The organism is Brevibacillus sp. FSL K6-0770, from assembly GCF_038000275.1.
Taxonomy (GTDB): Bacteria; Bacillota; Bacilli; order Brevibacillales; family Brevibacillaceae; genus Brevibacillus; species Brevibacillus parabrevis.
Map to the genome: position 1 here is coordinate 2603641 of NZ_JBBOBQ010000001.1, position 23147 is coordinate 2626787.

Sequence of the window (23147 nt, forward strand, 5' to 3'; positions counted from 1 at the left end):
AATCATTTTTCAGGAGGACGAAACCGATGGAATTTGTACGCATTCAACATATCGACAACCCGCTGTTCGCCAACATGCACCGCTTGATGCAGGACGTTTTTCCGCCGGAGGAAGTGCTTGACTACGATCTGTGGAAAGAACCGCTCGAAGACCCGTCCATCCGCGTGTTTGTGGCCGTTCATGAAGGAGAAGTGGTAGGCGCTACCGAATACCGTTATTACCCGGACATGAACGTCGCCATGACCGACTTCACTATCATTGGCCGCGAAGGACTGGGAGTGGGCCGCTTCCTGGCGAGAGAGCGCCAAAAAGACTTGCTCGCGCTCGCTGCGGAAAACGGCAAAGAACTGTACGGCATGTTTGCGGAAATTTACGACCCGTACCGCGTGGAAGAGCACAGCTTCGGCGGCATCAAGCCGATGGACCCGTTCGTTCGCCGCGAAGTGCTGTCCCATCTCGGCTACAAGCGCACCAATTTCCAATACGTCCATCCATCCTGGCAAAACGACGGAGAAGCAGTCGCAGGACTGGACCTTGGCTTCATGCCGACCAATGAAGAGCAAACCACGCTGGAAGCTGATTTGATCGTCACTTTCCTCAAGCGCTACTACGCCGTCCTCCCGCAAAAGCCGCAAGCTTGGCTGGACATGGTCGCAGAGCTTGAAAGCAAAGACAGCGTGGAGCTTTTGCCGATCTAAACGAACGATCTGACAGCAAGAACCGACACTCCTGTGGGGCTATTCATCGTGGCTTCACGGGAGTTTTTCTTCTACCGCCCCTAACATTGTCCATAGAGGAGGGAAGAGAGTGAATGCGCCAAACCTCGCATCCATTCTTCTCTACATAGCCGTCCTGTTCCATCTGTTGCTCATGAGCGGCTGGGTCAGCGCGAAAATGTCTCAGCCCATCCAGCTTGCGATGCTCGCTTTGATGCTGCTCGCCCTGTTCGTCTTGCGGAAAAAGAAGCGAAAAACGAAGCGCCGGACCAGACGGCCGCCAGCAGAAGTGGCTGCTCTCGTGGACCGTGCCGAGGAAGGAGAGCCAGGCCAATGATTAGCGACATTCACATTCAAGCCATCCTCGATGCTTCTCATGACGGGATCATCGCAGTCGACCACGACTATACGATCATCTGGGTCAACCAGAACGCGACAGAAATACTCGGGTTGCCGTCCCATGTCGTCGGCGAAAAAATAACCCGTTACATCCCGAACTCGGACATGTTGCGCATTTTGGCGACCGGAAAAAAGGAAATCGGTGACATTGCTACCGTGCTGAATCGGCAAATTATTATCAATCGGCTGCCGATTGTCGTGAACGGAGAGATTGTCGGAGCTGTCTCGACCTTTAAAGAGATTACGGACATTCAAAAAATGGAGATGCGCATTCGCAAGCAAAGCATGGAAAGCGGCTTGGAAGCCAAATTCCGCCTGGAAGATATCGTCGGGCATTCCAAAGCGATGCAAGAGGCGAAAGAATGGGCCGAAACGTTTGCCAGAACAGATGCGACTGTGCTGATTCAAGGGGAGTCCGGGACAGGCAAGGAGTTGTTCGCCCAAGGCATTCATCTGAGCAGTCAGCGAGCGACAGGGCCGTTCATCGCGGTGAACTGTGCCGCGCTTCCGGGCAATCTGCTGGAGAGCGAGCTGTTTGGATACGAAGAAGGGGCTTTTACCGGAGCGCGAAAAGGCGGGAAGCCCGGCCTGTTTGAGCTGGCCCACGGAGGCACGCTGTTTCTCGACGAGATCGGGGAAATGTCCATCACGATTCAGGCATTGCTGTTGCGCGTCCTTCAGGAAAAAAAGGTGCGCCGGGTCAGCGGCGAGCGAATCGTGCCTGTCGATGTGCGCATCATTGCCGCAACGAATCGGAATCTGGAGCAGATGATGGAAGAAAAGCTGTTTCGCTCCGACCTGTACTATCGGCTGAACGTGCTGACGTTGGAGCTGCCGCCTTTGCGCGAACGCACGGAGGACATCCCGCTTTTGATGGAGGCCATCATGGAGGAAATCGCGCAGCGAGGAGACAGGCGGCTGCAAGGCGTCGATGAAGCGGTGTACCATTTTCTCGGGCAATACGACTGGCCGGGGAATGTGCGCGAGCTGCGCAATGTCGTGGAACGGATGGTGCTGTTGTGCAAAAGCGACTACTTGCGGCTGGAAGACACGCAGTTTCTGTCCAAAAAACTCGCCCGCAAACAAGCGCTCAGACAGCAGCAGGATGATGAGGAAGAGATGATTCGCAAGGTTCTGGAAGCGACAAAAGGAAACAAGCGAGAAGCAGCGAAGATGTTGGGAATGGATCGCACGACGCTGTGGAGAAAGATGAAGAAGTATGAGGAATGGAACTAATGTTGCAAACGCAACGGAAATGATGCTGGATGCAACAGGTGAGCCAACAAAATTTGTGTAATTTACAGAAAATTTAAAACATAAAGACTTGGCACGGGAGTTGCTTACTTTCTAGGCATAGCATACATACGCACACCCGTGGAAAGGGAGGGAAGCACATGTCTATGGAGCCTATCATACGTGTTGAAAACGTCTCGTTCGCCTACCAGGTGAGTCAGGACCAGCAAATCCCGGTGCTGCAAAACATCTCTCTCGAAGTGTACCCCGGTGAGTATTTGGCGATCATCGGGCACAATGGGTCTGGAAAATCGACGTTGTCCAAACACCTCAACGGCATTTTGACGCCAAAAGAGGGCGATGTCCTGGTCAATGGCATTAACACGAAGGAAAAAGCGCGGATTCACGAAGTGCGCAGCCGCGTAGGAATGGTGTTCCAGCATCCTGACAATCAAATTGTGGCGACGATTGTGGAGGATGATGTCGCATTTGGCCTGGAGAACATCGGGGTAGGCTTGGAGGAAATGAAGGAGCGGGTCGATTTCGCTCTGGAAGCGGTCGGGATGAGTGCTTTTCGCCATCGTCCGCCGCATCATCTGTCCGGCGGGCAAAAGCAGCGGATCGCCATTGCCGGCATTCTCGCGATGAAGCCGCAATGCCTCGTTCTCGATGAAGCGACGAGCATGCTCGATAGCTACGGCCGACAGGACATCCTGGCAGTCGTTCGCAAGCTGCACGGCGAAGGGATGACGATTGTGACCGTCACACACCACATGTCAGAGGTGGCGGAGGCGGACAGGGTCGTTGTGATGGAGGGCGGCCAAATCGTGCTGGAAGGAACGCCGCGAGAAGTGTTCGCGCATCAGGACAGGCTGCGCGAGCTTCATCTGGACGTTCCGGACGCAAGCCGGATCGCCGCACTGGTTCATGCGGAGCTGCCAGCGTTTGCCCCCGATCTGATCCACAATGCGGAAGTCGTGGCGGAAGTCGACCGCCTGTACGTCAGACAGGCGGAGGCGAGCGGGTCATGACACAGCCGATTGTAGACGTGCAAAAGCTGTCCCATGTGTACATGCAAGGAACCCCGCTATCGCATGTGGCGCTGAATGAAGTCAGCCTGCAAGTGCAAGCGGGCGAGTGCCTGGCGATCATCGGTCATACAGGCTCCGGCAAATCGACGCTGATCCAGCATTTCAACGGCTTGATTCGGCCGCAATCAGGGAAAGTCATCGTGAACGGCATGGATGTTTCCCAGCCGAAAATCGACATTCGTTCCTTGCGCAGACAAGTCGGCCTCGTTTTTCAAAACCCGGAAGACCAGCTGTTCGAAAAGCTGGTCGGAGACGATGTGGCCTACGGTCCGTTTAAAATGGGACTTCCGCTGGAAGAAGTGAAAAACCGCGTGAAATGGGCGATGGACCTCGTTGGCCTGAACTTCCAGGAAATGAAGGATCGGCCGACTTACGCACTGAGCGGCGGTCAAAAGCGCAAGGTCGCACTGGCAGGCGTTTTGTCTTTGCAGCCAAAAGTGCTGGTGCTTGACGAGCCTACCGCTGGTCTCGATCCCCGTTCCCGCCTGGAACTGCTCGGGCGAATCAGACGCTTGAATCGCGAAGAAGGACTGACGGTAATTTTTGTTTCCCACAACATGGAAGAGGTATCGCAGCTCGCGGACCGCGTCTACGTGATGGCAAATGGCAAGGCGGTCTGCGAAGGAACGCCGCGGCAAATTTTCGGAAACCAGGAGCTGCTGCGCGAGCATCATATCGGCACGCCGGAATCGGTCGATATTTTGTACCGTCTGCGCGAACGCGGCTACGACATCAATCCGGGAGCGTTTTTGCCGGAAGAAACCGCCTGCGAAATTTTGAAGCTGATCCAACGCTAGGGAGGGGAGTCCATGTCTGCGGAATTTGAATTGACGCGCAATATTACCATCGGCCAGTATTTGCCGACTGCTTCTGTCGTGCATCGCCTCGACCCCCGGTTCAAGCTTGGCGCTTTTGCCATCCTGATCGTAGCGATTGCCATCTGCAACACATACGTCGGCAACCTGTTTGCGCTGGCGGTGTGCCTGTGGCTGTTCCAGGTATCGAAAATCCCGCTGCACTACGGCATTTCCGGCATCAAGCCAGCGATTCCGTTCATCATTATTTTGGCCATCATGCAATTGCTTTTTTACGGCGAGATCGCCAATGGCGGCACGGTCTACTTCCAGTACGGCATTATCTCGATCTCCAGCGAAAGCATCCGGCTCGTCATCGTCTCGGCGATGCGCTTCGTGGAAGTGATTTTCCTCTCCAGCGTGCTGACGCTGAGCACCTCGACGACCGAGCTGACACACGGGATGGAGCGGCTTTTGGGGCCGTTGGAAAAAGTCAAGTTTCCCGTCCATGCGTTTGCCTTGATCATTACGATCGCGATTCGCTTCGTCCCGACGTTTGCGATGGAAATGGAAAAAATGATGAAAGCGCAGGCTTCGCGCGGCGCAGACTTCGGCACGGGCGAGTGGTGGCGGATCGTGCAGCGCACCAAAGACATGTTCCCGATCATCATTCCGCTATTCAATGTTGCGCTGTCCCGCGCCGAGGATCTGATTTTGGCGATGGAAGCAAGGTGCTATATGCCAGGTGCATCCCGGACGCGTTATACGCAGTACAAGGCAAAAGGTATCGACTATGCGGCGTTGGTTGCAAGCGTAGTCATTTCCGTCGTCATGCTGGGAATACCGTGGTAGTATTCGGGAGTTCTCCCTACAGAGGGTTCCATATCAATCGCAGGTAAAAGGAGGAGTACGCATGGAAAAAGGATTGACCGTACGCAAGATCGTCATTGCCGGGGTTCTCGGAGCGATTGCGATTTTGCTCGGGGTGACGCGCCTCGGCTACATTCCTGTTCCTACGGCGGCAGGCAATGCCACCATCATGCACATCCCGGCAGTCATTGGCGGCATCATGGAGGGCTGGGGCGTTGGAATGATCATTGGTCTCATTTTTGGAGTTTCTTCCTTCCTGAACGCCACTGTTCCGCTCTTTAAAGATCCGCTGGTAGCGATCCTCCCGCGCTTGTTTATCGGGGTGACGGCGTATTTGACCTACGTCGGGTTGAAAAATGTCAACCAGTACCTCGCCATTGGTGCAGCCGGATTCATCGGAGCGTTGACGAACACCGTCCTGGTGCTCGGGCTGGCCGTAATTCGCGGCTACATGCCATTCGGGGTAGCGGCGACTGTTGCCGTTACGAACGGTTTGCCGGAAGCGGTCGTTTCCGTGATCGTCACCTTGGCGGTCGTGGCAGCGTGGAAAAAGCTTGGAAGCTCCGGGAGACAAAAATCAAAAATTTCAGGAGATTTTTAGCCAATGACAGGAACGATTGTCGACGTGTCAGGCGTCAAAGTCGGGCACGCCCAAAACGAAGAAGCATTGACAGGCTGCAGCGTCATTTTGCTCGACAAGCCGTCTGTCTGCGGCGTGGATGTCCGGGGTTCTGCCCCGGGCACCCGCGAGACGGATTTGCTTGACCCGCTCAATCTCGTGAGCGTCGTGCATGCCATCTGCCTTTCCGGAGGCAGCGCGTACGGCCTCGACGCCGCCACAGGGGTTATGCAGTATCTAGAGGAAAAAGGCGTTGGTCTGGATGTTGGCTACGGGGTCGTGCCCATCGTGCCTGCTGCGGTTTTGTTTGATCTTGCCGTCGGGGATCATCGGGTGCGGCCGGATCGCCACATGGGCTATCAGGCGGCAGCGGCGGCGACTTCGGAAGCGGTCAGCGAAGGAAATGTCGGCGCGGGTACAGGCGCTTCGGTGGGCAAGCTGAACGGGTTTGCCAACGCGATGAAAAGCGGTCTGGGCAGTGCTTCGCTAAGCTTGCCGAACGGTCTGGTCATCGGTGCGCTCGTCGCAGTCAACGCGGTCGGGCATGTGATGGAGCCAAAGACGGGCGAGATTCTCGCAGGCCCTTTGGATGAGCACCGCGAGATTCGCGACAGCGTGGACATGATGCTCCAACACGCTTTTTCCCCGATTCCCCCGGGCACGAACACGACGATTGCCGTCGTCGCCAGCAATGCGAAGCTGACCAAGGCCGGGGCGCAAAAAGTCGCGCAAATGGCGCACGACGGGCTTGCCCGCACCATTCGGCCGATCCATACGATGTACGATGGCGACACGATTTTTTCCGTCGCGACAGGAGAGATGGAAGCTGCGGTAGATGTAGTGGGAGCCTTGTCGGCAGATGTGCTGGCTGCGGCTGTCGTGAACGCGGTCAAGGCGGCGAAAGAAGCGGGCGGTCTTCCGGCCTACAGCAGCTTTCACAACTGACGAAAACAGAAAACAGCCTATTGATCACGCATAGGGACGCAGGGGAGGAGACGGTCTGATGAATCAGGTAATATCCTTTGTAGACGAGCAAGAGGTTGTGCGCTTGACGCAGGAGCTGGTGCGGATTCCGAGCGTGTTTCGCCCGGAGCAGGCGGGGGCAAACGAGGAGCGGGTCGCTTTGTTTGTGGCCGATTACCTGCGCAAGATGGGGCTGCAAGTCTTTTACGAAGAAGTCGTTCCAGGACGTCCGAATGTCATCGCTTTTTACGACTCGGGCAGACCGGGGAAAACGTTGCTGTTCGAAGCGCATACCGACGTCGTGACAGAAGGCGATCGCGATGCCTGGAGCTACGATCCGTTCGGTGCGGCTATTTCCGGCGGGCGGATTTACGGACGGGGCGCGTGCGATACAAAAGGAAACCTCGCCGCCGCGATTTGCGCGGTCAAGGCCATTCAACGTTCCAAGGAAGCGTTTGCGGGCAAAATTTTGTTGTGCATCCCGTGCGATGAAGAAGGCATGATGATCGGGATCAAGGACTTTATCAAAAGGGGCTGGGCAAAAGGCGTCGATGCCGCCATCATCTGCGAGCCGGAAGAAAACCAGCTGTGCATCACCCAAAAAGGAGCGATGCGGGCGATCTTGCGTACATATGGCAAAATGGCGCACGGCGCGATGCCGCTGACAGGGATCAATCCCAATACGCGGATGGCCCGAGCCATCGTGGCCCTGGAAGAGCTGGAGCGCCGGGAGATGGCGAGACTGGGCGAGCACCCGATGCTTGGCTGGCCGAGCATTACGCCAACGATTGTTCAGGCGCCGGTCAAAGGCGATGCGCAAATCAACGTCGTGCCCGATCAGTGCATGACGACGCTGGATATTCGGACTGTTCCCGGACAAGAGCATGAACGGCTCCACGAAGAGATGCAAGCGATTTTGCAAGCGTTGGCCAGAGAGGACGACAAATTCAAGGCGACACTGGAAGTCATCGAGGAGCGTCCGTGGACGTTGACCGCGATGGAAGCGGAAGTCGTCACGTCCGTTGCCAGCGCCTACCGCGAGATCACCGGAAAGGCACCGATTTACAACGGAGTGCCGGGAGCGACGGACGGAACCTTTTTGCACAAGGCCGGAATCCCGATCTTGACGACCGGAGCGGGCGATCGCCACATTCCGCATCATGCCGATGAGTACGTGGACATTGATGAGTTGGTGGAATCGACTCAGCTGTTTGCCTTGTCTGCCTTGACCTTCTTGACACAGCCTGTCCGTGCGTGAGAAAAAGCTGACTTTGCCAAAGCGTGTGGCAAAGTCTTTTTCGCGTTGCAATTTGATAAAAACTTGCTTAATCTATCCAAATTTTTTTACAATAGAGACTGATACATACGCAAGAGGAGGCCGGGCCTATGAATATGCGCTGGAATTTGGATGTGTTGTACACATCGTTTGATTCGCCGGAGTGCAAGCAAGACTGGGAGAAACTTTGCCGGGAGATGGACGAGGTAAAAAGCTGGGCGCAAGCGAGCCTGCAAACGGCAGATGGCGCTGTGCAAAAGATGGAGACATACATTGCGAAGATGACTTCGATTTTGCAGACGCAATATCGCTTGTACGCTTATGGCGAACTGACCGCGAGCGTTGACGCCAAAAATGAAAAAGCGCTGCAATTCATCGAGAAAATCCAGGATCAGTCTGTTGAACTGGTGGAGCCGGGCGTCCTGTTCCAAAAATGGCTCGGCCAACTGGACAATCTGAGCGAGCTGATCAGCCAGTCCGACCTGCTGGAAACCCATCGCTACATGCTGACGGAACTGTCCGAGAAGAGCAAGTACATGCTCAGCGAAAAAGAAGAAATCATTTTGGCCAAAATGAAAAACACAGGTTCCAATGCCTGGACGAAGCTGCAAGAAATGCTGACGTCGACGCTTTTGGTCGACATTACCATCGACGGAGAGGCGAAGCAATTGCCGTTGCCTGTCGTTCGCAACATGGCGCATGAAAAAGATGCGGCCCTGCGCAAAACGGCTTACGAGGCTGAACTGGCAGCCTACAAGAAGATCGAGGAATCGTCTGCGGCGAGCCTGAATGGGATCAAGGGCGAAGTCATTACGGTAGCGAAGCTGCGCGGCTATGAATCGCCTCTGGAAAAAACGCTGCTCGACTCGCGCATGGACAAGGCGACACTCGACGCGATGCTGACCGCAATGAAGGAAAGCTTGCCAGCTTTTACAAAATACTTCCAGGCCAAAGCGAAGCTGCTCGGCCATGAGAACGGTCTGCCGTTCTACGATTTGTTCGCTCCGGTTGGCGAAGCGGACATGCGCTTTACGTATCAGGAAGCGCGTGATTTCATCGTGACGCACTTTGGTAGCTTTAGCGAAAAACTGGCGAATTATGCTGCCCGCGCGTTCGACAACCAGTGGATTGACGCCGAGACTCGCGAAGGCAAGCGCGGCGGAGCATTTTGCTACAACCTGCACATGGTAGGAGAAAGCCGGATCATGGCAAACTACACGGGCAGCTACAACGACGTGAGCACATTGGCGCACGAGCTAGGCCACGGCTATCACGGAGAATGTCTGGTGCAGGAAGCATTTTACAACAGCGATTATCCGATGCCGATCGCGGAAACCGCGTCGATTTTATGCGAGACGATCATCGCCAAAGCGGCGTTGGCTCAGGCAACCCCGGAAGAAGCCTTTTCGATTTTGGAAAATGACATCTCCGGTGCAAGCCAGGTCATCGTCGATATTTACAGCCGTTACTTGTTTGAAAGCGCTGTGTTTGCCCGCCGTTCCGAAGGCTCCCTGTCGGTTGGCGAGTTGAAGGAACTGATGCTGCAAGCGCAAAAAGACGCATATGGAGCAGGGCTGGATTCTTCCGTGCTGCATCCGTACATGTGGGTGTGCAAACCGCACTACTACAGCGCCGATTTCAACTTCTACAACTTCCCGTACGCATTTGGCCTGCTGTTTGCCAAAGGGCTGTACGCCGAGTATGTGAAGCGCGGTGAAGCGTTTGTGCAGCAATATGACGAGCTGTTGTCCGTGACCGGAAAAATGAGCATCGCCGACGTCGCTGCGATTATGGACGTAGATGTTCGCTCCGTTGACTTCTGGCGCAACTCGCTCGCCCTGATTGCCAAAGATATCGATACGTTTGTAGAGCTGGCGGCTGCGCGCGCCTAGCTGCAGGAAAAAGCCCGATCTGAGCATCGGGCTTTTTTTGTGCGCATAGCAACTTGCTGACAGGGAGAAAGTAAGAAAAAACAAATGAGGTGATCACGTGGTAAACGGATTGCAGTTACTCGACCTACTACGGGAAACAGAGAACAAAATGCTGCATCTACATAGAGCCATCGACAGGGTCAGCAGCGAACCGGATTTCAAGGAATCGGTCAGCGTTCTCACCGTAGTGGTGCGCGATTACCAGCTTCAGCTCGACAAAATGAAGCAAGCTCTGGGCAAGATCGAAATCGGGGCGAACCAACAGCCGCCCCAGGCAGGACATAACACCGAAATTCACTGAGCCGATCCAACATGCGAACAGCCCACAACCTGATGACAGGTGTGGGCTGTATGCGTGGATTCCTTATTGCAGATCGATGTAGCGCTTGACGCCGTAAAATGGATACAGCTTGTGCATGTATTCCACTTTTCCGTAGCGAACGTCATCCCCGTTTGCGTGGACGATCGTTCCGTTCCCTAAATAAATCGCTACGTGGGAAACGCGTCCTTTTCCAAGCGCATCATAGAAGAGCAGATCGCCCGGTTGGGCTTGATCCAGCGGAATCGATGTCCCGCCGCGAAATTGTTCTTCGGATGTGCGAGGAAGTGTAACCCCAAGGCGGTTAAAAACGTAAGAAGTAAAGCCGCTGCAATCAAATCCGTCCGGCGTGGTCCCGCCAAGCACGTACGGAGTTTTCAGCAAAGGTTCAAAAATCGTTTCCAGATGCTTCAGGCTGGCGGAATCAACGTCACCAGAAAAAGTAACATCCGGAGTGAGTTTTGGACTCAGGTAAGAGGTGAAGACGTACGCTTCATCATCTTCAAATTCGATTTTTGTCCATTCACTGCCAGTTTGGACGACCTCAACTACATCACCAAATTTGAGCTTGCCTAATACTTTTGCATCGGTGGACGCTTTTTTGCGAACATTGAGAACGTCAACCGTCACACGAGCCTTTTCGCCAGCGGTCAATTCTGCTGGTTCTTCCTGCGCGAAGTCGGAAGGCGCGGTTACGACATCATGAGGAGCGTCGGAGTCACCACTTGTCGACAGACTGCCATCAGGCAAAGACAACGTCTGACCAATCGACAGCTGGTCGCTTTGCAGTTGGTTGACTTGCATGAGCTGGCTCACGGTAGTCTGGTGCTCGCGGGCGATTTTACTCAACGTATCACCTGCTGATACCACATACACTCCTGAGGCGGCGTGGGCAGCAGTAGGCAGCAGAGTGAAGAGGGCGAGGGAGGTGAGTAGCTTCGAAGTAAGTTTCATATCATCGTCTCCACCAATCTACTATTTTCTGCATATCTAGATAAAATTCTAGCGGATTTTCAATGGTAAATCTATGAAAAAATGATGTTTTAAAAAAGATTTCAAAAACTATTGCATAATTGATAGGGAACATGCTATATTACAAGAGTGCCCACGAGAGTGAGCAAAAAATGGAAAAACCACATGGAGCTGTGGTGAAGTTGGAGTTCACGCCGGTCTGTCACACCGGAGGTCGCGGGTTCGAGTCCCGTCAGCTCCGCCATTCTTTTACGAGAAGCATGGCGAAAAGCAAATCAGCAAACATGCCGGTATAGCTCAATTGGTAGAGCACCTGACTTGTAATCAGGGGGTTGTGGGTTCAAGTCCTATTGCCGGCACCATATTTTCATATGCGGTCGTGGCGGAATTGGCAGACGCGCTAGATTCAGGTTCTAGTGGTGGCAACACCGTGGAGGTTCAAGTCCTCTCGACCGCATCAACTGCGAACATAATAAAAGACCCTTAAATTGCTTAGTTTCGTAATTTAAGGGTCTTTTATTTATCGTCACCGCTCCGGCTAGATTCCTCGGCGATTCCGTTGCTGCCTGTACTCTTTTGGAGAATACTGGTGAACCTATGAGCAATTAGAGTTAAAATAGACATGCTGGCTTATTCTATGAGGGGGGGAAGGGATGAAATATTTTCTGCTCGGACATACCTATCCGGACGGCGGCTACATCGATGGCGATGTCGTATTTGACCCTCCGCTTGAAACATACTACCAAGTCGGAGCATGCAGTAACGACCTCAGGGGCTTTTTTTGCATCGGCTGAATTGGCTGCGCTCTTGAAGCTTCATAAATGTGACGTACAGATCATACAAGCAGATACGCGCTACTCCAATGGCAAGAATACCGAGAAAACATATTTTCTCGTTCATGCAGAGCAACGCTTGTCCTGCTTTGACTATCAGCAGTCGGAATACGCGGGCAAGGCTCTGGCTCTGGAGCGGCTGGCGCAGGGCGAGCATCCCGATAGCTTCTTAGTCAAGGGAGTCCGGTCCGTAGTTATTGATGAGAAGTGCGCGGCAGACGCCGATTTCTTTTTTCTCAAGAACGTTGTTCTGGTTGACCCGATCGTGTCGGAGACGCTTGCCAAGTCGATGTTAAACGAGCGCTTGAAGGTGCACCTGGAAGAGCTTGTCATCCAATAAAACCGGGTCATCCGCATGCGTTACAGACGTTTCTTCATCCCGCAGGTTAATTTCTGAGACGGACAGCTCGACGTTGCTTGGTATGAGGTCAATGTCGTACGTTACCAACAGGTGACTACGGGATTTTTTCTGTGAAAAACGTCTCGGCGTTTTTAGGAAAGTGGATGTGACCGCTCATGACCTGTATGCTTGAAAAATTCAACGTGCTTATCGTTTTTAAAATGGAAAGATCCCGGCCAAAGTTTGTCATTGGCCGGGATCTTTTTCACTTCACAACTTTGCGTATCGTGTGTATGAACATAAGTGTTGTACGTAATTAACAATAATGATGTACAACTTGATCATTGCAAACCATTGAATTTGCTTGCCAGTGTCACGGATCGAAGTGTTGTGTGTTTAGACCATTACTTTTCGCACAAAAAGCGCGTTCGGATATTGTTTGGTTTCCAGGAAAACGCGAGGTCGAGTCTTCGTGATGATCTTCCAATGATTAATCCAAACTCTCCCTTTTGGGGCGAGGCGGTTTTGTAGAGAACAGACTAATAGACCATTTTTGGCATCCAAGCCTGATGGCGTGTTCACTTTATTTATTTTGACAACGACACAATCGCCTACACGCAGATTCGGATTGGTAGTAGAGGGACATTTTAAGGCGAACGTCGGGTTATTGATGGTCCGCAGCACCTGGTTCACATTTTGCAATTTGCGTGTTTGCCGTACGAGTTTGCCAGTCTTTTGATTCACGACGAAATGAATGATTGTAACGGTATTCGGCGGCTTGTTGCCATCCGCAATCGGTGCAGTCAAAACTCCGTCATGCACTTTCCAAACGCCCGCTTGTTTGTACACGACTCCGACGCATTCTCCTTTTTTCAGATTGAGGTTTGGATTTGCCATCGTTTGGATCGCTTCCTTTCTAGTATCCAATACACGTCAAAGGGTGGGGCAACAGACCTGATCCTGTTACGGAAAATTCAACAATAGGCAGGCAAGTTTAAATAGGGGGACTTGTAACGGGGAATGTAACCGCCATTTGTAGTCCCCTGCAATCTTTCATTTAGTTACGGCAAGTATATTTAAATTCAGGGCCTGTTTGAATAAAGTAACCGCTGCGCACTTGCCCTGCCCAGTTTTGCAAAGCCTCCTTCCACTGAACACTATCAAAAAACTCATTCACGGTTACACCGGTTGAAGAGTGCCAGGTCAGTGGCGTGTAGGGAGCAAGCGGACCGGCATCACCCCAAATTCCTCCTGCTGAAATCGTATCTTGTTTCACAAGGAGCAAAGGGAGCCCGTATTGCAGTGCCATGGAAGGTTCAATCTGCAAGAAGGGGGTATAAGGTTCTCCTTGACCTGTTGCACTTGTTGGCTTTAATAAAGCAGCTGCCGCACCGTAACTGGAGTTGATCATCGTCCGGATATTTTCCAAGGTTGTATTCGGATATTGGTCGGTGTTCGGTATCGTCCTAGGAAAAAGCAGAACTTTTTTGATTTCCTTAAACATCCGAATGATGAATTTTTGCTCCGGTGATAACGGTGGCTGCGACGGTCCAAGAGTAAACAGGTTTTGGTGGCTAAAAAAAACAGGGATTCGAAAAAACGCGCTTGCTGCTTCATTTAAATCATTCATATCCGCGTAAGTCTGTCTATACTCTTCGTTGGATAAAGGTTCCTTTAAAGAGCTATCAGTATATTTTACCTTTAGTTTGTCTTTGCTCAATTTATTTCACCTCCATGCGATAATCTATTCGAAAATGCAGATGGAGGATTGGACAAAAAAACGAATGAATCGTAATTGGTCTGTTCCCCATTCGCGGGGCAAAGGAAAGAAAAGGAGCGAGATGATCGATGGGCAGGAAGCTATTTTTGTTCCAGGGTACACTTGTCCGTTGCCGACTTTTTGTTTCCAGCATTTGTTGATAGAGGAGGTGACAAGCGATGGCAGTAAAAAAATCTTCCCCTGTCAAGAAACTGAAACTGAAGCATAAACCTAAGAGAATCCGTGCGCGAGTGATTCGTCTTGAAAGATTCTCCTTGAGCGGCAATGTAGGTGGGGCCAAGTCCTTTCAAATCGCCCCGAAGCAACGAAGGAACATTCAAGTGATCACAGTCGGGATCATTTCTTCGGCTTTTCTCGTGCTGAACGCTGCACGTTTTCATTTCCAAAACCGGAGTATACGACTGAGAGTGCAAGTGCGGGGAGCGCAAGCCTTTTTTCAGTCAACGTCCAGCAAACAGGATTTTCCGGGACCGAACAAAGTGCTGTTTGTTGAATCGGAGGAAGCGCGAGCAGTGGAGCTTGTGATTTCGGCTGTAAACGTCGGCAATAGCCCTGCTTTCCTGCATCCGCAAGATGGCTGGTGGCTGGATTTTCTCATCAACAAGCAAGGCTAGAGACGAAGGATTTTTACGATAGAGCGGATCTTCATGATGGGAAGACAGCAAGCTCAGCAAAATGGTCAGATGATTCGTACAACAAAAAGAGTAATAACCTCAAACTGACTACGGTCAGTTTTTTGTTGCTGCTTACATTTTCGCATGGTATTATGTTTTTGTTCCAAAAACTGACTGTGGTCAGGTATTGAGAGAAGTCATTCGAAAGGTGGGACGTTTGTGAGCCGAAGAGAAGAGATTAAAAAAGTCGCGGTCAGTCATCTTCTGCAGTACGGGTTCGAGGGAACGAAGCTTGCGGATATTGCCGATGCGGTCGGGATTAAGAAGCAGTCGATGTACGCGCATTTTGCCAGCAAAAAAGAGCTTGTCATAGAGATTCACGAGGAAGCGACCAAGCAGGAGATGGCTTTTCTGACCTCTTTCTTCGATGAGCACAAGGGGGAGCCGATGCGCCCGCTGCTTGATCGGTTTGTGATCGAAATGAAAGACCGCTATCTGGACAATCAAAATGTCAAGCTGATGTTTCTGATGGCTTTCATGCCTCCGGAGCAATTGCGGGAGCTGTTCATTACGATGTATGAATTGTACTCGTATCACTTGCTTCATTTGTTGGAGCTTGCTTTCCGGAGAGATTCGACTATTCAGGCCGACGCCAAGGCGAGCGCTTTGGCTGTGCATACCATTTACGAAGGGGCGACGGCCAAGCTCATTTTCGAAAATCCGGATTATTTTCTCCATGTGACAAATACGACCTTTTCCTTGCTATGGCGAGGAATTGTTCCGGGCAGCGACGGGCGGGAAGAGTGAGTCTGCCCAGTTTCAGCTAATCGAATAGAGGTGCAGGATGAATACAAATCAAGATCATAACCAGTTGTTGTCTTTGGAAACCGATTCTGTGGGGAAAGTTTTTGTCCGTTACTTGGTTCCTTCTGTCATCGGTATGCTCATGATGTCAGTGAACGTTGTTGTGGACGGCATTTTTGTCGGGCAACGGCTTGGTGAAGTGGCGCTTGCTGGTGTCAACGTTGCATTTCCGCTGTTCTCCATCTATTTTGCCTTATCGTTGTGGATCGGCATCGGAGGGGCGACGATTTGCTCGCGTCATTTGGGAGCCAAGCAAATCAAGGAGGCACGCTCCGTATTTACCCATTCGTTGACGCTGATTTTCGGCTTGACGTTGCTGCTGGCAGCGCTCGCTTTCCTGTTCCGCGAGCCGTTGGCTGTCTTTCTCGGGGCGAACGACGATACGTTGCCTTATGTGAAGGAATACATGAACGTACTGCTGGTCGGCGGGTTCGCCATTACTGTGCAAAACACGTTCAGTGTCTTCGTCCGCAACGACGGCAACCCGAATCTGGCGATGATGTCACTGCTCGTCACCGCATTTTTCAATATTGTTTTGAACTATGTGTTTCTGTTTGTGCTCGATTACGGAGTAGCGGGCTCAGCACTTGCGCTCGTCATTGCGGCGACCTTGGGAGCTATCGTGCTGTCCCTGCATTTTTTGCGCAAGGATACGGCATTGCGTTTCGCCGTTCCGCGTTTTTCCCGGGAACTGGCGAAAGAAACGTTTACGATTGGCTTCCCCAGTTTTGTGGCGGAAATCGGCATCGCTGTCTTTACCGCAGGCTATAACATGGCGATGGTCCGCTGGGCAGGGACGGTGGGCGTATCCGCGTTCTCGATCTTGAATTACATACATAGTGTCATGCTGATGACGTTTCTCGGGATGGGCTCGGCCATCCAGCCGTTGATCAGCTATTATCGGGGAGCGAAGCTGGTGGAGCGGCAAAAGGCGACAATGAGGATCGCCGTTCGCACCGCTTTTGGAACCGGGCTTGTTGTATTTCTGATCGGGCTGGTCGCCGCGCACGGCATCGTCGCAGCATTCGGTTCGTTCGCCGAAGAAGTGCAAGAGCTGGCTGTTACGGGTATTCGCCTGTTTTTCGCAGGGTATTTGTTCATGGGCATCAATTTTGTCATGATGACGTATTTCCAGGCGACGGATCAGGTGCGGATGGCAACCTGGATTACAGTAGCTCGTGAAATGCTGCTGATGGTCGCCATTTTGCTTACGCTGCCTCATTGGCTCGGCACATCGGGGATTTGGCTGGCGATTCCGCTTTCGGAGCTGATCGTTTTGCTGACGGTCTACGCTTACGTGCGTCGACGTTCCAGAAGCTTGCCTGCAACTGGCTCGTCCGTGCGCGGAAAATTGGAAGGGTGACTGGTGCCAAGGCTGAAAGAACGAACAACTTACAGGAAGCTTGGCAATACACGCGCTGCTACGCAGGGTTACTTGAAGCTAATATTTCCTACTAATACAAATTTTTTCTTTCCATCCTTCTACCATTTCTGTCAATTGGTCAAAAAGATCGGGGATTTGGCGGCGTAGAAGTGCGGGAGCAAGCCGTCATGCGGCGGAGCCAAGGCTTTTATGCTAAAATGAAGCGACCTGATATCTTTTTTGAAAGCAGGAACCAAAACATGAGCACTACCAAGAAAGCCCCTGTACATAGTCTGATTGCCGATATTTTCAAAACGTTGGCTTTTACGTACCGGGAGATTTTCCTTTTCGAGCTGCTGTACAAGGTCATCACGATATTCATATTCATTCCGGCGATTTCGTTCGTCTTCCACAGTCTGCTTCGGTTGGGTGGATACGCTGGTGCGACGAATTACGAGCTGCTGTCTTTCGTTATGAGCAGGTACGGTTTTTTATGCATGCTGATATTAATTCCTGCCGCTACGATATTGATCTTTTTGGAATTCTCGGTGCAGATTATAATCTCGTATTATGGGCAAAAGAGACAGAGAATCGGACTGATTCCGGCATTTTTGCAATCTGTTTCGTATATCCCTTCGCTTTTCAAGTACGGTTTTGTTGGCTGGGCCGTTTACTTGCTGCTGTTTTTGCCCCTGTTGAGCGCGGGAGGAGGCTCCACCTTGCTGCCTTCCTTGCAAATTCCGAACTTTATTTCGGGAGAGCTGTTGAAAACGGGCTGGGGAACGCTGCTTTATGCAGGGGTGTTTGCCGTCCTGACCTTTTTCAATATCAGGTGGACTTTCCTGTTGCATATGATCGTCATCGAGGGAACGAGCAGCTTCCGGCAGGCCGCCAAAAGAAGCGCAGCGATCCTGAGAAAGAGCTACCTGAAAATGTTTGTGGTGCTGCTGTCCGTTTTTCTGTTGTTTATCATCGTCGTAGTCTTGATCCTGGCCGTAGTGATTTTCCTCTACGTCATGTTGCCGCAAGGGGAAGCTTTTGCCGAAACGGCGCGATCTGTCGTATCGAAGGGCGTTGTCATTGCGTTGTACCTGGCGATTTTGTTTGTATCGCCCATTTACATCACCACGCTGACCCGTATATACATGGCGAAAGCGGACCCGCGGCATGCCGTCTTGCAAATGCCGGAAGGAAGCGCCGTTGAAAACCGTTCACCCCAGAGCTATCAGCTGTTTCACAGGCATGGAAAAAAGCTGATTGCGTTCGGGTCGATCATCGCCTTCGGAACGGCAATGGTGCTGGCTCCCGCCCTCAGCGAAGTGGCCCCTGGCGAGCAAAAGTTGACGGTGATGGCCCATCGCGGCTATGTTGCGGAAGGCCCCGAGAATACGATCGAAGCGATTCAAGGCGGGATAAATGCTCGCGCGGATTATGCAGAAATAGACATCCTGGAAACGAAAGACGGGCAACTGGCTGTCATTCACGACACCAATCTGAAAAGACTGACGGGGCGCAACGCAGAAGTGTATGAGTTGACGATGGATGAGCTAAGGCAGCTTGAGGTCAAGCAAGGCACTTTCACAAGCCGGATCAGCACCCTCGAAGAAGTCATGCAGGTCGCTCGCGGAAAAATCAAGCTGAATATAGAAGTGAAAACACACGGGGAAGAACGCGACCTGGTCAACACATTTATCAAGACCATCCGCGCCAATGATTTTCAGAACGAATGCGTCGTCCAGTCGCTGGATTATGGAATCGTTCAGGAGTTAAAAGAGGCGGCTCCAGAGCTTCAGGTCGGGTTCATCATGTTCGCCGGGGTCCCTGATCTGGAACAGCTCCATGCCGATTTTGTCGTCATGGAAGAATATATGGTCAACGAATCCATCGTCGCTTCTGCCAAACAACATAACAAACCTCTCTACGTATGGACGGTGAACGACAGGGACAATATGGAGCTTTTTTTCAGTATGGGCGTGGATGGGATTATCACGGATGAGCCGGAGGAAGCGTTGTCCGTTGTGGAAGAGCTGAGAAGTGGATCTGTGGTTTCGTTCACCAATTGGCTGACTTTCCTGCGGATTTAGCGAGCAAAGGACAGTCCGCGCAGATGCAGTCTGATTTGATAACGATTATTTCCAATAATCGGATATATCTGCTTCTATGTGCCGTTCTATCTTTTGTTGTTGGACGGAGGTGGAGTTTGTAGAACTCGTAGAAAAGACGAGTGCATCTACATTGTGGCGCTTGTCCGATAATTTTCTTTGACTCGAAAACGATTTGTGTTACAATAACAAAGGCGATTGAGACGGAAACAGTCTTGATCACACCAACTTTCGCATTCTCTAACAGATTGCCTGGACGCGGTCCAGGTTTTTTTATGGGTTTTTCACAAAAATGCATCTGTACAAAATAAAAAGGGGCTGTCCCACAAGTCGATTTTCGGCTGAGGGACACCCCTTGTTTAGTGAGGGGCGTCTATTTTTTCGACAAATTTTAACACAAAATGCCAAGAAGCTTAACGATACTGGTATAAAATACCCATATAACGCAATCATTTGAGAAACAATGAGTAATTATTCCTAGTTATGTCTGCGGTTAAGGCAGAAGATGATGCAACGTAATAGCGGCTTTGCGTAAGTAAGAGATTAAGAAGTATCAGGCTTAGAAGATCAGGAGGGAAAGCGCCTTGTTAAAGACAACAAGAAGCCTGTGGAGCAAAGTTTCAATGAGCTCGAAAAAGAGCATCGTTGCAGAGACGGAAATAGTTCCTTTCTCAACACAATTGGCCAGTTCCGCTTTTGATGAAAGAATCGAAAAGTTTGTGGCGTGTACAGAGGAAATTAACGAATTTGTGTTTGCCTCTTCCTCGGAACTACTGGAGGAAATCAAGGGCGTTCGAAATGGAATCGATCAAATCTTTTTGGCTACCTCGGAGCTTGCCAAAGGAGCTGTCAATAATTGCAATTCCATTGAGCGGGCTGCTGTTTCCGGCAAGAGTATTCTGGATATTATTGAAAAGATTTCAGGCGATTTGACAACGTCTGCCATCATGGTCAGGCAAGTGAATCAAGCGATTGAGGAAGGCAACTTGATGATTGAGAAGCAAAAAGAAACCATGAGAATAAACATGATGGTCATTGAAAATCTGGTCGCTTCCATGAGTAATGTGAAGCAAAAAGCCAGTCAAATCGAAAAAATTACCAAACTAATCGATGAGATTGCTCAGCAAACCAATCTTCTCTCCATTAATGCTTCGATTGAGGCTGCACGAGTTGGGAAGAACGGGAGCGGGTTTGCTGTGGTAGCCAGTGAAATCCGCAAGCTGTCGGATGATTCTAAGAAGCAAGCGACTGGGATTAATAAGATCATTTTCGACATTAATGAAGCAATTGGCATTACGTATTCGGAGTTTGAAACCATTAATGAGATTGTACATGATCAGAATGAAGTAGTGGCTAACGTTACTGCTTCTTTTGCTACCATTGGTCACTCCGTTATTCATATCGATGAAGATATCCATAACACGATGCGCGAAATGAGAAGCTTGAATGAAAATATGCAGCATGTGCAAGCTTTATTCGAAAATATTGGGGCAGTTTCTCAGGAAACGGCTGCTTCTACGGAACAAGTGTCAAGTACCATAGCGGAGCAGTCTGGGTATATCAAAAGTGCTAGTATCAAAATTCAAGAACTGAACAATATGGCAGAAGAGATGCGCCGAGTTGTAGAAGAGTTCAAAGAAATCTAAATAGGTGAACCAGCGTTGTTCACAAACCAAGGAGGAAGAACAAATGAAAGAAGGTTCAGGGACGTATCGGATGATTGTGGACAAAGAGACTCGTATCTTTATTGCTTTTGCCGAGGGGCTTTTTGATTTGGAGCAGGGCGGGGCTTTCTGCATGGAGTTTATGAATACGGCCAATCAAATTCCGAACCAAAGCGAATACGCACTGATTGTGGATGTCAAGGACGTCAAACCATCCTCTACAGAGGTACAAACCGCTCTCGTCAACGCCTTGACTCTTTATGTGTCGGACGACTTTTCGTTCAAACATAGATTTATGACCAAATTAACCTCTGCAATCGCCCAATCTCAAATTGCGAGACTGACGAAGCAAATTCCCGATTTTGACCGTAAGCTGATGTTTGTCAATACCAGAGAAGAAGCGTTAAGTAGGCTAGCGGATATTAACAAAACTTTGTGGAGAAAGTAGACGTTGGTTTCGTGACGACTTTCGCTTCATAATCGAGAGCATAAGCGGATTGGGAGGCAACAATGGGAGATACGTACAAGTTTGAAATGATCGCCAATCTGTTCGCTTTCGTGTTTGGGAGGATTATCCATTTGTGCGGCGAACTGATCATCAATAACGATCAGGGAGGTGGAGGTTGGCTATGTTCCAAACCTTGGACCATTTTGTAAAATCGTGGGAGTACGAAGCCGCAGCAACACAAAGAGTGCTCAATCATCTGACGGATGAGTCGCTGAAACAGGAAATCACTCCGGAGAACTGGAATTTGGGACGCACGGCCTGGCATACGGTAGCGGCCATTCGCATCATTACTTCCAATACCGACTTAACATTTGAAGCTACAGAAAAAGATTGGCCTGTTCCTACTTCGGCGTCATTCATAGCAGAGCGTTACCAGCAAGCCAGTCATGCCTTTGTGCAGGCTGTACAAACGCAATGGAGCGACGATGCTTTGCAAGAACGGATAGATTTTCTCGGTCAAAAAATGCCCAATGGAGCGCTCTTGATGTTTTTGATTTTGCACCAAAGCCATCATCGCGGACAAATGACCGTTTTGATGCGACAGGCAGGTTTAACCGTTCCAGGGATTTACGGCCCGGCAAAAGAAGAATGGGCGATTTTCGGGATGGAAGCCCCGAAAATGTAACGTGAGTAAAACGGCATATAATCGCAGTAGTCTAAGACTTTATGCGCAAGGTCTTGCACTGCTGCTTTTTTATGTGTGCAGAGAGAGGTGAAAGGGTTCCAAATCGAGGTGGAGCAATCCTCTTTTCTTGAAGCCGTTTCTTGAAGCCGTGAAAAAGGTAGAGGCAACCTGTCTGCCAGCGGAAAAGTTCAAATCCACAAGCAGATTTGTCCACAGGAACTATTCTCGGAGTGAGCTTGACCATCTTGCAGAGCTGATACAGCAGCCCGCTGAGGTGAACCGTATCACAAATAGTGGTAAAGCAAAGAATGGAAGTTGAAATTATCATGGAATGTACGCTTAAAAGACAAGAGGCTGTCCCAAAAAGTCGATTTTCGGCTGAGGGACGCCCCTTATTCATTTCAAAAACGTTGATAAATCAATGTTTCCGCTTGCTTAATGTTAGCTAATCTGCCTTTTTTAAAAAGCCTCTTGCCGTTTTTTAAGTTTTATTCGGAATTAACGAGTTTACAATGAAAGACAATGTTTGCCTATATACCGCATGTGCAGACTGTACATCTCCCAAATGTCCCCCCATGTAAAGATGAATGACACCATGGAGCGAAGCCCAGAATACGCGTATAACTAATTCAGGGGCATACTGGCCAGCGATGAGACCTTGCTTTTGTGCATTGTTGATCACTGTCAATAATTGCTGCATGGCCGTTTTGGTACCATTTAGGCTTTCCTCATCCGGTTTGAAATCCGCGAATGCGCCTCCGAACATCAATTTATAATAACTTGAGTAACGCTGCCCGAACTGCCAAAAGGCTTCGCCTAAATTCTGCAAATGCTGTGCAGGATCAGCAGCTTGCGGCGTTCCGTCTAATTCGTTAGCGAGAAGTTTACAACCGTCCAGATACAACTGCTGAGCCAATCCCTCTTTATTGACAAACAAGTTATAAATGATTTTTGTCGAGCAACCCATTTGCTGCGCTACTTTACGTACCGTAACGGCTTCCGGACCTTCTTCTTGCAAGAGCATTGCAGCAGCGTCAACAACGAGCTTGCGGAGATTTTCAATATTTTGCAAGCGGGCTTCTTGGTAAGTTTTCAACACTCGTGAGTTCGCAGTGGAGGAGATATCTTGATCGCTAATAATCATCACCTTCGGTTATCAGGTTTTCGTCAGGAAACAAAGTTTCTGACGCTCTTGCAAGGAATTTTATACAGTTGTTAAGCGATTGTCAATGAGACGGCAGATGTTCAACGATATTCAAAGAGCATGTTGA

23 protein-coding genes and 3 tRNA genes are annotated in these 23147 nt (G+C 50.6%); 22 read left to right on the plus strand and 4 right to left on the minus strand.

The window, feature by feature from the left end; all coding sequences use genetic code 11:
- Positions 1–26 precede the first annotated feature (26 nt).
- From NST23_RS12810 to NST23_RS12860, 11 genes are all read left to right on the plus strand, one after another.
- A complete protein-coding gene (locus NST23_RS12810; protein WP_242771654.1) occupies positions 27–698 on the plus strand; it encodes a GNAT family N-acetyltransferase in 672 nt (223 codons plus the stop codon).
- 109 nt (positions 699–807) lie between these two features.
- Positions 808–1053 (plus strand): LPXTG cell wall anchor domain-containing protein, encoded by a 246-nt coding sequence (locus NST23_RS12815; RefSeq protein ID WP_340963783.1) that lies wholly within the window; start codon positions 808–810, stop codon positions 1051–1053.
- On the plus strand, positions 1050–2351 hold the full coding sequence (locus NST23_RS12820) for a sigma-54 interaction domain-containing protein (protein ID WP_122963471.1): 1302 nt from the start codon (positions 1050–1052) through the stop codon (positions 2349–2351). The genes NST23_RS12815 and NST23_RS12820 overlap by 4 nt, the downstream gene beginning before the upstream one ends.
- Before the next feature lie 158 nt (positions 2352–2509).
- Positions 2510–3379, plus strand: coding sequence for an energy-coupling factor transporter ATPase (locus tag NST23_RS12825; RefSeq protein WP_173595864.1), 870 nt, complete (start codon positions 2510–2512; stop codon positions 3377–3379).
- Positions 3376–4236: an energy-coupling factor transporter ATPase gene (locus NST23_RS12830; RefSeq protein ID WP_122963469.1), complete on the plus strand. Its 861-nt coding sequence runs from the start codon at positions 3376–3378 to the stop codon at positions 4234–4236. The genes NST23_RS12825 and NST23_RS12830 overlap by 4 nt, the downstream gene beginning before the upstream one ends.
- Positions 4237–4248: 12 nt before the next feature.
- The gene (locus NST23_RS12835; protein ID WP_173595865.1) at positions 4249–5085 is read left to right on the plus strand and encodes an energy-coupling factor transporter transmembrane component T family protein; all 837 of its coding nucleotides are present in this window, start codon (positions 4249–4251) and stop codon (positions 5083–5085) included.
- Between the two features lie 61 nt (positions 5086–5146).
- Entirely contained in the window at positions 5147–5704 is a 558-nt protein-coding gene (locus tag NST23_RS12840) for an ECF transporter S component (RefSeq protein ID WP_122963467.1), read from the plus strand.
- A 3-nt stretch (positions 5705–5707) separates the two neighbouring features.
- Positions 5708–6667: a P1 family peptidase gene (locus NST23_RS12845; RefSeq protein ID WP_340963785.1), complete on the plus strand. Its 960-nt coding sequence runs from the start codon at positions 5708–5710 to the stop codon at positions 6665–6667.
- A gap of 58 nt (positions 6668–6725) precedes the next feature.
- Entirely contained in the window at positions 6726–7943 is a 1218-nt protein-coding gene (locus NST23_RS12850) for a M20 family metallopeptidase (RefSeq protein ID WP_122963465.1), read from the plus strand.
- 128 nt (positions 7944–8071) lie between these two features.
- Positions 8072–9853, plus strand: coding sequence for a M3 family oligoendopeptidase (locus tag NST23_RS12855; RefSeq protein ID WP_340963788.1), 1782 nt, complete (start codon positions 8072–8074; stop codon positions 9851–9853).
- Between the two features lie 97 nt (positions 9854–9950).
- Positions 9951–10193 (plus strand): hypothetical protein, encoded by a 243-nt coding sequence (locus NST23_RS12860; RefSeq protein WP_063227052.1) that lies wholly within the window; start codon positions 9951–9953, stop codon positions 10191–10193.
- A gap of 63 nt (positions 10194–10256) precedes the next feature.
- Here NST23_RS12860 and NST23_RS12865 read toward each other — a convergent pair whose 3' ends face one another.
- A complete protein-coding gene (locus NST23_RS12865; RefSeq protein ID WP_122963463.1) occupies positions 10257–11165 on the minus strand; it encodes a C40 family peptidase in 909 nt (302 codons plus the stop codon).
- A gap of 185 nt (positions 11166–11350) precedes the next feature.
- Between NST23_RS12865 and NST23_RS12870 the strand changes: the two genes are divergently transcribed.
- From NST23_RS12870 to NST23_RS12885, 4 genes are all read left to right on the plus strand, one after another.
- Positions 11351–11427: transfer RNA gene (locus NST23_RS12870), tRNA-Asp, on the plus strand.
- A gap of 42 nt (positions 11428–11469) precedes the next feature.
- Positions 11470–11545: transfer RNA gene (locus NST23_RS12875), tRNA-Thr, on the plus strand.
- An 11-nt stretch (positions 11546–11556) separates the two neighbouring features.
- Positions 11557–11640: transfer RNA gene (locus NST23_RS12880), tRNA-Leu, on the plus strand.
- A 245-nt stretch (positions 11641–11885) separates the two neighbouring features.
- Positions 11886–12356 carry an imm11 family protein gene (locus tag NST23_RS12885; protein WP_173598824.1) on the plus strand — a complete coding sequence of 157 codons (471 nt, stop codon included), beginning with the start codon at positions 11886–11888 and terminating at the stop codon, positions 12354–12356.
- Between the two features lie 396 nt (positions 12357–12752).
- On the opposite strand, the gene NST23_RS12890 is transcribed toward NST23_RS12885, so the two are convergent.
- Together NST23_RS12890 and NST23_RS12895 are read right to left on the minus strand one after the other, a co-directional pair.
- On the minus strand, positions 12753–13253 hold the full coding sequence (locus tag NST23_RS12890) for a hypothetical protein (protein WP_173598825.1): 501 nt from the start codon (positions 13251–13253) through the stop codon (positions 12753–12755).
- Positions 13254–13413: 160 nt separating this feature from the next.
- Positions 13414–14076 carry a hypothetical protein gene (locus NST23_RS12895; RefSeq protein WP_122963460.1) on the minus strand — a complete coding sequence of 221 codons (663 nt, stop codon included), beginning with the start codon at positions 14074–14076 and terminating at the stop codon, positions 13414–13416.
- A gap of 218 nt (positions 14077–14294) precedes the next feature.
- On the opposite strand from NST23_RS12895, the gene NST23_RS12900 reads away from it, so the two are divergent.
- The 7 genes from NST23_RS12900 to NST23_RS12930 all read left to right on the plus strand — a co-directional run bounded on the left by NST23_RS12900 (position 14295) and on the right by NST23_RS12930 (position 21876).
- On the plus strand, positions 14295–14750 hold the full coding sequence (locus tag NST23_RS12900; protein ID WP_173598827.1) for a hypothetical protein: 456 nt from the start codon (positions 14295–14297) through the stop codon (positions 14748–14750).
- Positions 14751–14969: 219 nt separating this feature from the next.
- Positions 14970–15557 (plus strand): TetR/AcrR family transcriptional regulator, encoded by a 588-nt coding sequence (locus NST23_RS12905; RefSeq protein WP_173595872.1) that lies wholly within the window; start codon positions 14970–14972, stop codon positions 15555–15557.
- A 37-nt stretch (positions 15558–15594) separates the two neighbouring features.
- Positions 15595–16977: an MATE family efflux transporter gene (locus tag NST23_RS12910; protein ID WP_340963790.1), complete on the plus strand. Its 1383-nt coding sequence runs from the start codon at positions 15595–15597 to the stop codon at positions 16975–16977.
- 260 nt (positions 16978–17237) lie between these two features.
- A complete protein-coding gene (locus tag NST23_RS12915) occupies positions 17238–19061 on the plus strand; it encodes a glycerophosphoryl diester phosphodiesterase membrane domain-containing protein (protein ID WP_173595874.1) in 1824 nt (607 codons plus the stop codon).
- Positions 19062–19663: 602 nt separating this feature from the next.
- Positions 19664–20725 carry a methyl-accepting chemotaxis protein gene (locus NST23_RS12920; protein ID WP_122963449.1) on the plus strand — a complete coding sequence of 354 codons (1062 nt, stop codon included), beginning with the start codon at positions 19664–19666 and terminating at the stop codon, positions 20723–20725.
- 43 nt (positions 20726–20768) lie between these two features.
- Complete coding sequence (locus NST23_RS12925; protein WP_063227061.1) at positions 20769–21191, plus strand: hypothetical protein; 423 nt, start codon at positions 20769–20771, stop codon at positions 21189–21191.
- Between the two features lie 181 nt (positions 21192–21372).
- Positions 21373–21876, plus strand: coding sequence for a DinB family protein (locus NST23_RS12930; RefSeq protein ID WP_063227062.1), 504 nt, complete (start codon positions 21373–21375; stop codon positions 21874–21876).
- A 481-nt stretch (positions 21877–22357) separates the two neighbouring features.
- On the opposite strand, the gene NST23_RS12935 is transcribed toward NST23_RS12930, so the two are convergent.
- Positions 22358–23014, minus strand: a complete 657-nt coding sequence (locus NST23_RS12935) for a TetR/AcrR family transcriptional regulator (protein ID WP_122963650.1) — start codon at positions 23012–23014, stop codon at positions 22358–22360.
- Positions 23015–23147 lie beyond the last annotated feature (133 nt).

Coding starts and splice junctions, on each gene's coding strand:
- NST23_RS12810 (WP_242771654.1), top strand. CDS start 27: ATGGAATTTGTACGCATTCAACATATCGACAACCCGCTGTTCGCCAAC.
- NST23_RS12820 (WP_122963471.1), top strand. CDS start 1,050: ATGATTAGCGACATTCACATTCAAGCCATCCTCGATGCTTCTCATGAC.
- NST23_RS12825 (WP_173595864.1), top strand. CDS start 2,510: ATGTCTATGGAGCCTATCATACGTGTTGAAAACGTCTCGTTCGCCTAC.
- NST23_RS12830 (WP_122963469.1), top strand. CDS start 3,376: ATGACACAGCCGATTGTAGACGTGCAAAAGCTGTCCCATGTGTACATG.
- NST23_RS12835 (WP_173595865.1), top strand. CDS start 4,249: ATGTCTGCGGAATTTGAATTGACGCGCAATATTACCATCGGCCAGTAT.
- NST23_RS12840 (WP_122963467.1), top strand. CDS start 5,147: ATGGAAAAAGGATTGACCGTACGCAAGATCGTCATTGCCGGGGTTCTC.
- NST23_RS12845 (WP_340963785.1), top strand. CDS start 5,708: ATGACAGGAACGATTGTCGACGTGTCAGGCGTCAAAGTCGGGCACGCC.
- NST23_RS12850 (WP_122963465.1), top strand. CDS start 6,726: ATGAATCAGGTAATATCCTTTGTAGACGAGCAAGAGGTTGTGCGCTTG.
- NST23_RS12855 (WP_340963788.1), top strand. CDS start 8,072: ATGAATATGCGCTGGAATTTGGATGTGTTGTACACATCGTTTGATTCG.
- NST23_RS12865 (WP_122963463.1), bottom strand. CDS start 11,165: ATGAAACTTACTTCGAAGCTACTCACCTCCCTCGCCCTCTTCACTCTG.
- NST23_RS12885 (WP_173598824.1), top strand. CDS start 11,886: ATGGCGATGTCGTATTTGACCCTCCGCTTGAAACATACTACCAAGTCG.
- NST23_RS12890 (WP_173598825.1), bottom strand. CDS start 13,253: ATGGCAAATCCAAACCTCAATCTGAAAAAAGGAGAATGCGTCGGAGTC.
- NST23_RS12900 (WP_173598827.1), top strand. CDS start 14,295: ATGGCAGTAAAAAAATCTTCCCCTGTCAAGAAACTGAAACTGAAGCAT.
- NST23_RS12910 (WP_340963790.1), top strand. CDS start 15,595: ATGAATACAAATCAAGATCATAACCAGTTGTTGTCTTTGGAAACCGAT.
- NST23_RS12915 (WP_173595874.1), top strand. CDS start 17,238: ATGAGCACTACCAAGAAAGCCCCTGTACATAGTCTGATTGCCGATATT.
- NST23_RS12925 (WP_063227061.1), top strand. CDS start 20,769: ATGAAAGAAGGTTCAGGGACGTATCGGATGATTGTGGACAAAGAGACT.
- NST23_RS12930 (WP_063227062.1), top strand. CDS start 21,373: ATGTTCCAAACCTTGGACCATTTTGTAAAATCGTGGGAGTACGAAGCC.